Genomic DNA, 12,536 nt, shown 5'->3' with positions numbered 1-12,536 from the left:
TTTTGTTGAAGAATAAACATATACATAAAGCAATGAAGACCATTGTAAATCCGAGTGTCCGTCCCCTTCCATCCGAATAAATTTCATGCATAGGCCTGCAAGAATGAACCATCGCTCCTCCTGATAAATTGCTTACCGTATATATTGTATTTAATCTGCTTCCCTCATTAGGGCTTAGAGATTGCACCCTTCTTTAGTTTGAAATCTGTGCACCTTGGACACCTAAGTCTGATAAAATTACTCCTACGATAAATCCAATATTCTCAAAAAAGAAACGCTAACCCTTTTTCGGATTAACGTTCCTTATAGTTTAATAAACTAATTTATAATAATTCTCCATACTTGACTACATAGATATAACTTTTGTTGCAACTGTTTGTTGAAATGCTTGATCATGTTCAACAATAACCATGGTTGGATTAAAGCTTTGAATTAGCTCTTCAATCTGCATACGGGAATAAATATCAATAAAATTTAATGGTTCATCCCAAATATACAAATGAGCTTTTTCACATAAACTTTTGGCTATAAGCAGCTTTTTCTTTTGTCCACCAGAATAATAAGATATATCTTTCTCAAATTGAATTCGGTCAAAATCCATCTTACGCAGGATAGATTTAAATAGTGTTTCATTAATCTCATGATCTTCAATAAACTTCGATAACATCCCTTTCAAATGAGAGGTATCTTGTTGAACATAGGAAATAATGAGACCTGAACTTAATTTGATTGAGCCTGTATGATGTATCGGTTTTCCTAGAATTAGTTTTAGAATACTGCTTTTTCCCCTTCCATTCTTTCCATCAAGTACAATACGGTCACCTTGTTCAACTTTAAAGCTAATTGGCTTATTTACTATTTGATCATCGTACTTAACAGAAACATCAGTCAAATTAATCAATTCATTTGTTTGAAGTTCTAATGGCTCTAATTTTAAAGACTCGGTTTTTTCTACATTTTTTAGCAGCTTTGACTTTTCCTCAATAGCTTTTTGTTGCCTTGATTCGAGGTTCTTCGCTCTCTTCATCATCTTTGCTGCTTTATGTCCTACAAAACCTTTATCCAACTTAGAACCCGAATTCGTCGTCCCATTTTTGGAAGATTCCACTTGATTAGACCAACCTGTTGTACGCTTTGAAGATTGTTTTAATCTCCCAATGTCTTTTTGTAGACGTTGGTTTGTTGCCTCTTCGTGCTCCTGCTGTCTATCAAAGTTTAACTTCCAAGAAGAATAGTTCCCGCTTTGAACTTCAATATTTGCTCTATTAATAGATAAGATATGATCCACGCATCCATCTAAAAAGATTCTGTCATGTGAAATTAAAATAAACCCTTTTTTCTTCCTTAAATAATCAGAGACTGTCTTTCGTGCGTCAGTGTCTAGGTGATTGGTTGGCTCATCAATCAATAGAAATTGACCCTCATTCAAAAAAAGTCCAGCAAGCAACACCTTTGTTTGTTCCCCATTTGATAATGTTTCAAAGGGTCGATACATGACCTCTGCATCAACATTTAGACAGGATATTTCACGAAGAAATTCCCAATCTTCTGCTTGGGAGCAAATCTCTTCTAAGATTTCATGAGTATACTTGCTTTTATCTGAAACTGGATAAGGGAAATAATTAAATTCTACCGAGGAAATGATTTCGCCACTATACTCATAATTTCCTAATAATAAATTAAAGAATGTTGTTTTACCTCGGCCATTTCTACCGATAAATCCAAGTTTCCAATCCGTATCTATTTGAAAGTTTACATCTTCAAAAATATTGTCAAAGCTACTTGGGTAAGAAAAAGTTAAATTTTGAACTTGTATCATTGACATGATAATTCCTCCTTTGTATATCAACACTTTTTACTTTTTATACAAAGTCGGCACATCCATCCATTCTAAATTACTCCGTATAAGTTTGATGGATATTAACGACTTATACAGAGTATTACATGCGTAACAATAGTGTCTGAATTACTCATTTCTCTCTCTCCTTTATTATTAGGCTAGAGGTACAGAATTAAAAGATATCCATCTTATCTATGAGAGAATAAAAAATCCTCCCAATTTACAATTGGAAAGATTAGTCTTTCACTTATAGTAAATAAGTGCTTATTTGCCACTGGAATTATGACAAATGAAGTATAAACTGATTTATAAAAATGGCCAGACTAACCCTATATTTTGTATTTTGAGGTTATTTATTTCAAATGAAAATATAGATTAGTTAATCATTATCCATCCATCAGTCCTCTCATAATTATATTTTTATATTAACAATTTTCTTCAAGCAATACAATAACATATATGTGCACTTTCTAATTCACATAAAACCGATTATCGGAAATCTTGTTTATAAAAAAGCCTCTACTAAGAAGCAGAAGTGGCATCATTTATTTGGTTAACTCTTTGACAAGACTAATAAATTCCATTGAGTGTTTTTGATTTTTCTTTATCTCTTTACTCTTCCAAATAGCAGTGTTGTAAGATGGGGCTTTATATAAATCTCTAAACCATTCTTCAGATATCAACTCTTCTATAGCTAATTTTAATTTTGAATAAGAAGTAAGCTTCATTAAAATACCGTAAGATAGTAGTCTACCAAATACGTCTGTAAAAGTGTGTAATTTTCAGAAGACAAATGTTATAAGATTTATACAAAACATTTCTAGTTTGGAAATGGATAGCTAATTAAAATATGTTATCATGGATAAATAAGGATATGCCATATAAAAAGTTAGATAACATAATCCTCTTTAGTAGATATTAAAAAGTGAGCTAGAAAGCTCACTTTTACCGTTCCAATTAATACTTGGTACATTCATACTAAACATAGCCCAAAGGAAAAAGTTATTTATAAAAAAACAGTCTTTTATTTCTGTTTTTTCCTTTCTCTTACCTCATTGATTGTATTTATAAATTCACGCTCAGTTACTCCTAGATAAGAGTCGCAACGACGAACATACACAATTCTAAGATTTCTGTAAGATTTGGGTATTGAAAAAAGTTGTACTAACCCTTCCCTCTCATATTTTTCCGCCAATGACCGGGCTATAAGTGTCACACCAAGCCCAGAAACTACTGTCCCCATAATCGTTTCAAGTGTAGCAAATTCCATAATTTTTGGCGATACTATCTGTTCGTCTTTTAACCATTGCTGTAGCCTTTCTCTATATTGGCAGCCTTCATTAAATAAAATGAATGGTAAGTGTATTAACTCTCTGGCAGACTGAATCTGTTTCTTACCTTTTTCATTTGCACTACATACAAGTACAATTTCTTCATCAAAAGCCGGAATTTGATCAAGCGTTGACACATTTACTGGTTCTGCTACAAATGCGCCATCTAATTGGAACTTAAGAACTTTCTCTATTAATTGTGTACTTACTCCTGATACTAGAGAAATATCTACATTTTTGTACTTATTATGATAGGAAGAAATAATTTCAGGAAACCCTACTACAGTTTCAACTAATCCAATACATAATGATCCAACGAGGTTACGCTCATCTTGAAACGCTTTGTATATTTCATCCATTAGCCTCATCATTTGTTCTCCATAAATTAAAAGTTTTCGACCTTCTACATTTAATGTCATTCCACGTCTGTGACGATGAAACAGTGGGTGTCCAATTTTCCGTTCAAGAGATCGAATGCGTGCTGTTACATTTGGTTGGACATAACCTAGCTTATCAGCAGCAAGGCTTACACTGCCGTATTCTGCCACAGCCATAAATATACGTATATCTTCTACTTCCATAAACACCCTCCTTTCCACTTACATTCATTCATTTAGGTATTAATGATAATGATATCTACAATCATTTATCATTATTTTACAAGATATTAATCCCTAGATAAAATAATGACATTCGAGCGCTACTAAAACTAGTTAGTAGGAATTACGTAAAGTTCTTAAAATGAGGTTACTGAAAGGAGGAAATCTGATTGTTTTATTTATTATTGTCTCTTGCCATTATCTTAGAGGTAATCGCAGTATTTTTTCTAAATCTCACAAATGGATTCACAAACTTTGTTCCTACTGTTTTTGCAATACTATTTTATTGTTCTTCCATTGCTGCTTATATGCTACTTAACGCCAAAGGTGAAGTAGGAGTAGCCAGCGCTTTGTATGCAGGAGGAGCAACCGTACTTGTTGTTGTCACAGGTATTATTTTTTTTGATGAAACCATTTCCTTATCTAAAATCTTAGGAGTTTCTCTTATTATAATCGGTGCGGCTTCTCTTAACATTAAAGCGAATTCTAAAGAAAGGATGACAACATAATGGGATACGTATTCTTAACGATCGGTTTAGTTTTAGGCATTTCAGGACAAATGTGTGTAAAACTATCTAAAGGCTTTAGACAAACTTTTCCCACAATAGGTGCATTCTTGCTGTTCATTACTTGTATCTATTTTATTTCTCTAACAACACGCTATTTTGAAATGGGGATCGTTTTTGCTATATGGGCAGGGCTGACGATTGCTAGTACAACGCTGTTAGGTATTTATATATTTAAGGAATCCAAAAACACAAGAAAGATAATCTCCGTTACTCTTATTATTACAGGTGTTATTATACTTAAAGTTTTTTAATATAAAAATAAGATAAATAAGGCCCTTACTTAACTTATAAGTAAGGGCACCATAGAAGGAGTTAAAAACAAGGAGGTATTGGTCATCGACCGTCCATTGCTATAGTTGGTTATTGGTAAATAGTAACAGTGTAATGAGTCATTGGATTATTGGTTATATCACTTGCCATCACAATAGTACTTTGAGTACACTAAACATTCTCCTTCTATGCCTTGAAGGGAGTCTCACCTCTTCAAGGATTAAAAATATTTATCTCCATCAAACTCTAACTCTATTTGATAGTTTTTAGCGTTAATTAAATTTGATAATCTATTTGCTTTCTTTCCGTATACTGCAATGATTGCACCTACATAAAAAAGGTATACGAGCAACCATCCTACCATGCCATTTCCCGTATTATATGAAAGTTCTTCTCCCTCAATTAATTGTAGAACCGGACCTGTTATTGCCAAGAGGTAAGCTACAATAAAACTTGTAGAAAAGGTGGTTATAGTCTTTCTCAAAATTACATAGTCTTTTTCACTTTCCATAAAGGTACCTTTTTCTAGTTATTTCTATATATTTTATATTAAACCATATTTCATGATACAAAGGTGGCTTATAAACGAAAAATCGTCTATTTGTAAATTTGTATGCGCACAAACACATTCCACCTATTGTTTGGAATTTTGTATTTTCATAATCGCGGAAGTACATATATTAAACTGGTTTGTGTTAGACTGTTACAAGCTTATTACTTTGAAAAGAAAGGCCGAAAAAAAAACATGACACAAACGAATACAGCATTTCGTGATGCACTTATCAAATCACTGCGAGGTGAAAGAGGGCATCTTCCAACGATTAACGCAATAATTGATATTAATATGGAACTTGCTTCACATAAACAAAAGGAATTACCTTATTCTATTTATCAATTAGTGAAGCATATGAGCTATTGGCAAGACTTTTTACTTGCTCTTGCTAAAGGAGAAAACCCTGAAAAACCGAAAAGTGTGAGTGAAAGCTGGCCCCAACATCCAGCCCCGCTTGATGAGGAAGATTGGAAAAAGATGATCCAGCATTTTTGTGATGGAATTGACGAAGCTTGTCACCTAGCCAATACATTAGCAATTGAAGAATCTCTGGATGCTTGGCCAAGTGAAACCCCAGGGGGATTACTGCGTAACATTGCTTCTCACAACAGTTATCATCTAGGTGAAATTGGCGTTATGAGAAGGTTAAACGGAGCATGGCCGCCGCCAACAGGAGGCTATCCTGCTTAATAAAAAAGCGATTCATAATTATCGACAGAAATAAAGCCCTAAGAAGCGTCGATTAAACACTTTTAGGGCTTTATTGCAGTTACCATACTATACTGTCCGTTCTGGGCAGGTATTTTTCTACACGTTCATATGTTATAATGGAGAAAGAACATAAATTTAAATTATGTGGTCTCTTTGTACCCTGGATTTCCTTATAATGGAAAGAGGTACTTTTATGAATATACTTGAAATAAAAAAAACGCTTTATACTCTTGTTCAATATGAGGATAGTGCTATTACTCATACCATTCCTGAAGTACTGGAATTGTCGTATTGTAAAGCATCTAAGATTTTTCAAATCACTACACTTACGGATCAAAGCACCTTAAATTATACCGATTATGATATAGATAACGCTTCTGAAGCTTTATACAAGATTTTAAACTGAAGAAAGCAATTTAATGATTCTTCTACCTTTTATTTAACAAACGTGCGAACGCACAATATGTTATTTTAAACAAAAGAAACTCCTGAACATATACCAGGAGTTTCTTTTGTTTTTCTAATGTATACAAGATACAAATTTAATTTAAAAAACTTACTCAGAAATATTTAAAACAGCACGAAACCGTAAAGATGCCGCCATTATTCCTTTCATTAGAAAATTCCTGTAAAAGGTCTAATACCATTTAAAGATTTATATAATATGTATCTTTAAAAATGTAAAAGTTACTTTAGTTATTTTCATTTTACAGGGTATTTACTAGAAGTAATTCCTAAAAAATGAAGTGCATTTTTTACAGTAGCCATTGTCGGGGTAGAATCTAAATTAATACCTAGCTGTACAGCAGAGCGAGATAATTCTGGTCTTAATCCGGTTAAGATACATTGCACTCCAAGTAGTGACATAACGCTATTAATTTTAAAAAGATGCTCCGTTACAATTGAATCCAGTGTATAAATACCTGAAAAGTCTATAATTAAACACTTTATATTTTGTGTCTGCACTTTTACTGGAACAGCCATTAAAAGTTGGTTTGCTCTTTCCTTATCTATAGATCCTACTAAGGGAAGTACAGCGATTCCCTCTAAAAGAGGAACAAGTGTTGTAGACAGTTCATTTATTTGCTTTATTATTTCTTTTTGTCTTGTTTCACTCTCTTTTCTTACCGTAATATCTCTCACATAGGTTTGGATTACTTTTTTATCTCTCAGTAGCAAGGGATGACAATATAATTCAACATTAACGGTGGTTCCATCCATTCTAAATATGGTTTCCTCAATGAGCTCTGCTGGGCGCTCATAAGCAGATTGGATTCTTTTCCTTATTGCTGCCTTAGATGTTTCTTGAAATATATCTAAAGGACTTGCACCTATGATATCTTCCCTTTTTCCTCTAAAAAAATGTTCAGCTGCGTGGTTAACATATATAATCTTATGATTTGAATGAATAATAAGTGGATCTAACGCATATTCAATGACTTCCCGATAATCGATACCCGAAATGTTTTCATTCATAATTTTCACTCCTTCATATGAAGATTAGACTACTATTTCAAATTTATCAAGGGTTCAATTGCTTGTTTAAGATGTTAAAAAACGATAATAAAGTTCCCTTTGAATTTATAAATAAGAAATAGTAAGAAAATAGAAGATTAAAAATTCGTCTGTTCTTTACAGAATAAAATAAAAACGACCCTTGGAAATAAATTCAAGGGCCCTCTCTGCATTTATTTAGATAATACTTTCTTACGGGTTAAATCATGGTGTAAGGCTGTATCAGGAACTATAGGATTAGGATGATCTACTTTCACTTCAAACTGCAATTCTTTTGATGACGAAATATATTAATTCTTCTTTTAGATTATTTACAGAGTTTTGTCTTTTCCTCTTTTCTCCTTTACCCTATTCTCATTTGAATGAATCGTTTGATCTCTATTTCTTTTTCTTCTACTAAGAAAATAGATAATAAAACCTACTAGAACTAACAAAGTAATTAGAAGGATACTTGTAGGAAAGTATAACGTCCCTATGTGGATACCAAAAAATTGAATCATTATCCTTTCACCTCCATATGAGATTAGTAAACGACTCTAGTAAAATACTTTTAGTTCAGTATCTTTCCGATTCATAAAACATTCGTACAGAAGAACAAATATTATATATAAAGCAACATGCTAGTAAGATTTACTAATTTTTTTCGATTACTTAGTTTCTTCAAAAGTTATTGCAAGGGAAAACCATTACATATCTTTTTTTGCAATAATTATTATACGTTCTTGTTTCATTTCACCGACACATTGTTTAGCTTCTTCTTGGGTTAAACCTAAAGAGGCCATTTTAGAATGAAGTTCATCTTCACGAGAAAATAACTTATTAACTGCAGATTCAAAAATTCCTTGTTCAGAAGCTCGATATTCTTTTGTATTTGTTGTATTTGTTAAATATTCCGAGCGCTCTTTATTATAGGTCAACAAATAAATTTCACTTTTACTAAACCCGTTGGCAAAAAACTCTTCAATAAACTTATTTGCCTGACCACTATTTTCTGCTACTTTAATTTCTTTCACTATTTTCTCCTCCTCTGTCCCCATAGAATATGTCGTTCTACTAATAGGTGTATCCTTCATCAGCCAATTAAAACCAATCTATTCAGATATAGGATAAAAGACTTCAAACCATCAGCTAAATATTGTATAAAATAGGTTGGATTATCTACTTTCAAGGGAATAGAATATAGACTTCTTTTCCTCTTTAGACATATCGAAAAAGAATTTTTTATGTAACCTTAACTCTCTTATGTTCTTTTCTTTCTAACCATATAATTGCCATAGAAGGAGTTTCGGATTAAGCATTTAATTTATGGTGTTAAATTAAATAATTTTCCTCAAAAAAATTCCCCCTCTATTGTCAGAGGGGAATTTTAGTTAACCTTTCGCTAAATCTAACGCTTTATCTGCCTTTTCTAAATCGTGATTTACTTGTTCTTCTACATCATAGGCATGATACATTTCATTATCAATCATATATTGGGCAATCTTTTCATGAAGCTCGATGGCTTTATCTAATTGCTTTTTTAATACCTTTCGAACTTCGGGCGTCGGGCGTCGCCGTTTCTGTAAGCGCTACCGCATATGTTCGTACACCATTTTTAGCTGATAATAATAAATCAGTCGCAATTGCAAGATCATCTAATGTTTTAGTAAGAGTACTTTTAGTGGCCATTTTTCTACCCCTCCTATTTATTGAGCTTTCTTTAAGATTTTTTTCAATTCTTTAATCGCTTCAGTAGATGTTTGAACATCTTCTTCAAGAATCTTTTTTAAATTCTCATCCTCTACCAATTCCAGCATCGCTGTTCCTTTTGTTACACATGAGGTTTTAAGCGTTAAGATTTCATGAACTTCTAGCGTTTCGTGCATAGCTAATTCCTTTGCCATGTTTGCATCCTCCTTGTCATTTTTTTGACTTGTGAATCATATTCCCAAATCATTACCATTTAAACAATTATTGCTTATTTTTTTGAAATTTTAGAAAGAGAAACAGAGGTACTATAATTAACACAAACGAATTTACTCCTCTAAACCATTCTCTCTACTAGAAGGAAGAACTACTCATGACAAAAAATGTGGTAGGTACGTATGAAAATGAAGAAGACCAAATCGTTAATGATTTGGTCTTCTTTTATGATGTTCTTTCACTACGGGTATTGATATTTGGATTACAAATGAGTTTCTATCTTTAACCATGTAATAACCAATTAACTCAATTCATAGGCATTCCCCGCTACTGAATAGCCATTTTCCTTAATAAGTTGCTTTAATTGAGAATAAGCGTTTCCTAATTTGTTATAACTCCCCTTATATTCCATTACAGCGTAAAGCTCTTTAGACCTGATATGCAATTCTTCAGTGAACCTTAAAGTGTAAATTTTTATCCCTAAGCCTTTTTAATATATTCAACGAGGGTAATACACTTTAGAAAAAGGTGTGATTTTATTAACTTTTTACGTATTACCCTCACCGGTGTTGTTCTTTCTTTCGTTGGTGTTATATTCAGATTAATTCACAGCCAATTAATTGGAGAAAAAGATGTTCAAATAGAAAGTCTTATTGGTCTTTTTATTGGAATTTTCTTAATTTACTATTTTACTGATTATCTTAAAAGGTACAAAAATAATAAATAAGATAACCAGGTTCGTTTGCGCAATAGTTTCAATTAAAAAGTGCGTTAACCCTGCTTGGATTAACGCACTTGATAGCCACGTATGAATCAACAAAATCGATTCTTTCTATAGAATCTAAACATGCTTTTAAATGTTAAAAATGAAGCTCCGTTTGGATGGAAAAAGTAAGGTTGATTGATAAATTTAGGGTGCGTACTTTCTATAAGATAATAAAAAATGATAATGTCTAATAGAAGTCTAATTTACGGTTGCGTATAGCACTTGATTATCTTTTAGGCCGATGGTTTCTCTGATGACTTATTGCCCGGTGCAAACCAACCCAATAGAGCGATACCAACTAATACTCCATAGAAAATCAGGGTCCAAGTGGTGCTATGGGGAAAATGAGGATCTAAGACACCAATATCTTTATGCGCAAGAGTAATAACAGCAAGTTTCACACCTACCCAGGCAACAATGGCATATGCTGTAGTTTCTAAGGCAGGTCGCTTTTTAAGGAGTTGTACAAACCAGGTCGCTGCAAATTTGATTAGGATAAGACCAGCAATCCCTCCAAGAACTACAACTGCAAACTGCCCTCCATCCATACCACCGATTTCTCCAAATTGTGAATCCGGAAGTCCAAGGGCTATAGCCACCGCAGCTAAAATAGAATCAATTGCAAAAGCAAGGTCAGCTAACGCAATTTTCCCCACTGTCGGCCAGAACCCCTTTCCAGCAGACTCCTTTTCATCATCCTTATGAATATTCTCATTGTGTTTCCCAAGCCGTGCCTTAATGACATGCTTCAAACCTAGATACAGAAGATAAGCTGCTCCTACGGCTTGGATCCACCAGACGTTGGCGATAAATGAAATGGCAAAAAGAGCTACAAACCGAAAAATGAATGCCATAAGAATGCCGTAATTAATCGCTCTTTTTTTCTCATCATCGGGTAAATGTTTGGCTATAACTGCTAGTACAAGAGCATTATCAGCTGATAATAACCCTTCTAACCCGATTAGAATCAATAATGCCCATGCATATTCGAGCCAAATAGATTCCATACACTTTTCTCCTTTCCAAAATGTAAGCTGTTATGCTAAAAGTTTTATTTAGAATAGAATAACCATATATCCTAAAGGCACTCCTAAAAATGAGACTTTCATTATTTTAACACTAATCTTCTGTGCAATACTGCTTAAAATACAAATAAAAACCATATTATTAAATTTTTTGAAGGACTTTTTACGTTTATACTATATAACTTCGCTTTTTCAAATTGTTAATGAACACATTGAACCAACACCCTTATATAAGTTGGATAGTTAATAGGTAATTGTTATTATTTGCGGCTTGCCTTACAAAGTACTTGCGGCCAATTAAAAGAACGGCTAAAAAATATTGATCAATATTTTTTAGCCGTTCTTTATTTCTTCTTTGTACGATGGAATAAAAAGGTCAATTAGGACTAATCCCTACCCAAAAAAGATCTACTAGAGCCTGAGCCGTTTTTTCAGGCCCTCCTAATTCAGTTATTAATTCTTTTTTATTCCGAACTTATTAATTTTTATGCTAATTCTAATTTGGATTCCCAATTCGGATCATTATATTACCAGAGCTAGCCTCTAAAAATCTAATAGATACTTCTTGAACCAGGATCGTCACTTACTCTCATGTAGTCCCAGTTCATGTAAGGTTCAAACGATTTGGCACACCTTCAAACCCAGAAAGCCCACTTTCAGATTTATACTAAATAAAAATAGACCCTCGCAACTTTTACTTTTTAAGCAAATCCAGGTAATAAAACAGAGTGATACTTACTATTATTAGCTAGAAGTGCAAGGACAAGAAGAATAATTCACCAGTAGAAACATGTAGCTTTCTACACTTCTTTTAATATAAAGCTCATTTAAAGTGTTAATCCTTACTTGTATTTCATAAAAGCAACTATTTAGGATAAATTATTACTTAAGAAACGTATGCTACTGGAGGTTGTAACTTGTTAATAGGTGAGATTATTCAAAAGCTAAATAATGGTGCTACTTATGAAGATATTGCTTCTTCCATTAAAATTAGCGAAGATATATTGAGAAATGATTTAAAGAAATTCGGATTTCACTATAATAACAAAGAAAGAAAGCTGGTGTTTACAGGATACGAATCTGAGTATGAGAATACACTTCGTATTTGTTACTCTGATATCAGCAAACTTTCTAACTAATATTTTTGCTTTAAGGTGATATAGCTCTCCTCATAAAAGCGTGGACTGGATTCAGTCCATGCTTTTGACTATCGCCACTGTATTAAAGGCTGTTTTTGATCATCTCCGGTTCGTTTAAACTAGCCTCTTATTGCCTAGTTGTTATGTCCCCTATCCCCTGCATTGATAACGATTCCTTCGGCAAATATACTTCATAAGTAATCCCACCATAATTTATCGTACCAAAATACAATAGGTTCTAAGCACACTATAAATATATAAGGTACAGAAAAATATTTGATGGTATAATAAGGTAAATTATTCACACTATCTTACT

General features: G+C 33.0%; 13 protein-coding genes. 5 read left to right on the top strand and 8 right to left on the bottom strand.

The features are described from left to right. Window positions 1-346 precede the first annotated feature (346 nt). Window positions 347-1,825, bottom strand: coding sequence for an Lsa family ABC-F type ribosomal protection protein (locus M3225_RS17755; RefSeq protein ID WP_251395795.1), 1,479 nt, complete (start codon window positions 1,823-1,825; stop codon window positions 347-349). A gap of 1,039 nt (window positions 1,826-2,864) precedes the next feature. Beyond that, on the bottom strand, window positions 2,865-3,752 hold the full coding sequence (locus M3225_RS17750; protein ID WP_251395793.1) for a LysR family transcriptional regulator: 888 nt from the start codon (window positions 3,750-3,752) through the stop codon (window positions 2,865-2,867). Between the two features lie 188 nt (window positions 3,753-3,940). Here M3225_RS17750 and M3225_RS17745 point away from each other — a divergent pair, with 188 nt between their 5' ends. Both M3225_RS17745 and M3225_RS17740 read left to right on the top strand, forming a co-directional pair. Further along, a complete protein-coding gene (locus M3225_RS17745; protein ID WP_251395791.1) occupies window positions 3,941-4,279 on the top strand; it encodes a DMT family transporter in 339 nt (112 codons plus the stop codon). After that, complete coding sequence (locus tag M3225_RS17740) at window positions 4,279-4,590, top strand: DMT family transporter (protein WP_251395790.1); 312 nt, start codon at window positions 4,279-4,281, stop codon at window positions 4,588-4,590. Before M3225_RS17745 ends, M3225_RS17740 begins: the two co-directional genes overlap by 1 nt. Before the next feature lie 239 nt (window positions 4,591-4,829). Here M3225_RS17740 and M3225_RS17735 read toward each other — a convergent pair whose 3' ends face one another. Then, complete coding sequence (locus M3225_RS17735; RefSeq protein WP_251396149.1) at window positions 4,830-5,120, bottom strand: hypothetical protein; 291 nt, start codon at window positions 5,118-5,120, stop codon at window positions 4,830-4,832. A gap of 234 nt (window positions 5,121-5,354) precedes the next feature. Here M3225_RS17735 and M3225_RS17730 point away from each other — a divergent pair, with 234 nt between their 5' ends. Together M3225_RS17730 and M3225_RS17725 are read left to right on the top strand one after the other, a co-directional pair. After that, complete coding sequence (locus tag M3225_RS17730) at window positions 5,355-5,852, top strand: DinB family protein (protein WP_251395788.1); 498 nt, start codon at window positions 5,355-5,357, stop codon at window positions 5,850-5,852. Between the two features lie 214 nt (window positions 5,853-6,066). Next, the gene (locus tag M3225_RS17725) at window positions 6,067-6,279 is read left to right on the top strand and encodes a hypothetical protein (RefSeq protein ID WP_251395786.1); all 213 of its coding nucleotides are present in this window, start codon (window positions 6,067-6,069) and stop codon (window positions 6,277-6,279) included. Window positions 6,280-6,575: 296 nt separating this feature from the next. On the opposite strand, the gene M3225_RS17720 is transcribed toward M3225_RS17725, so the two are convergent. From M3225_RS17720 to M3225_RS17700, 5 genes are all read right to left on the bottom strand, one after another. Next, entirely contained in the window at window positions 6,576-7,349 is a 774-nt protein-coding gene (locus tag M3225_RS17720) for a PAS domain S-box protein (protein WP_251395784.1), read from the bottom strand. A 725-nt stretch (window positions 7,350-8,074) separates the two neighbouring features. Continuing rightward, window positions 8,075-8,401, bottom strand: a complete 327-nt coding sequence (locus tag M3225_RS17715; protein ID WP_251395782.1) for a general stress protein — start codon at window positions 8,399-8,401, stop codon at window positions 8,075-8,077. A 490-nt stretch (window positions 8,402-8,891) separates the two neighbouring features. Next, window positions 8,892-9,056, bottom strand: a complete 165-nt coding sequence (locus tag M3225_RS29960; protein WP_374109833.1) for a spore coat protein — start codon at window positions 9,054-9,056, stop codon at window positions 8,892-8,894. Window positions 9,057-9,073: 17 nt separating this feature from the next. Beyond that, window positions 9,074-9,271: a spore coat protein gene (locus M3225_RS17705; RefSeq protein ID WP_251395780.1), complete on the bottom strand. Its 198-nt coding sequence runs from the start codon at window positions 9,269-9,271 to the stop codon at window positions 9,074-9,076. Between the two features lie 1,018 nt (window positions 9,272-10,289). Next, a complete protein-coding gene (locus M3225_RS17700) occupies window positions 10,290-11,063 on the bottom strand; it encodes a TerC family protein (RefSeq protein ID WP_251395778.1) in 774 nt (257 codons plus the stop codon). 935 nt (window positions 11,064-11,998) lie between these two features. On the opposite strand from M3225_RS17700, the gene M3225_RS17695 reads away from it, so the two are divergent. Then, window positions 11,999-12,220, top strand: coding sequence for a hypothetical protein (locus M3225_RS17695; protein ID WP_251395776.1), 222 nt, complete (start codon window positions 11,999-12,001; stop codon window positions 12,218-12,220). Window positions 12,221-12,536: the final 316 nt, after the last annotated feature.

This window comes from Priestia aryabhattai (genome assembly GCF_023715685.1).
GTDB lineage: Bacteria > Bacillota > Bacilli > Bacillales > Bacillaceae_H > Priestia > Priestia aryabhattai_B.
Note: the sequence above shows the minus strand (reverse complement) of the source record. Positions and strands in the feature narration are given on the sequence as shown.

What these genes read in the sequence shown, in the direction of transcription:
- M3225_RS17730 (WP_251395788.1), top strand. Translation starts at nt 5,355, where the DNA reads ATGACACAAACGAATACAGCATTTCGTGATGCACTTATCAAATCACTG.
- M3225_RS17735 (WP_251396149.1), bottom strand. Translation starts at nt 5,120, where the DNA reads ATGGAAAGTGAAAAAGACTATGTAATTTTGAGAAAGACTATAACCACC.
- M3225_RS17755 (WP_251395795.1), bottom strand. Translation starts at nt 1,825, where the DNA reads ATGTCAATGATACAAGTTCAAAATTTAACTTTTTCTTACCCAAGTAGC.
- M3225_RS17720 (WP_251395784.1), bottom strand. Translation starts at nt 7,349, where the DNA reads ATGAATGAAAACATTTCGGGTATCGATTATCGGGAAGTCATTGAATAT.
- M3225_RS17700 (WP_251395778.1), bottom strand. Translation starts at nt 11,063, where the DNA reads ATGGAATCTATTTGGCTCGAATATGCATGGGCATTATTGATTCTAATC.
- M3225_RS29960 (WP_374109833.1), bottom strand. Translation starts at nt 9,056, where the DNA reads ATGGCCACTAAAAGTACTCTTACTAAAACATTAGATGATCTTGCAATT.
- M3225_RS17740 (WP_251395790.1), top strand. Translation starts at nt 4,279, where the DNA reads ATGGGATACGTATTCTTAACGATCGGTTTAGTTTTAGGCATTTCAGGA.
- M3225_RS17725 (WP_251395786.1), top strand. Translation starts at nt 6,067, where the DNA reads ATGAATATACTTGAAATAAAAAAAACGCTTTATACTCTTGTTCAATAT.
- M3225_RS17705 (WP_251395780.1), bottom strand. Translation starts at nt 9,271, where the DNA reads ATGGCAAAGGAATTAGCTATGCACGAAACGCTAGAAGTTCATGAAATC.
- M3225_RS17750 (WP_251395793.1), bottom strand. Translation starts at nt 3,752, where the DNA reads ATGGAAGTAGAAGATATACGTATATTTATGGCTGTGGCAGAATACGGC.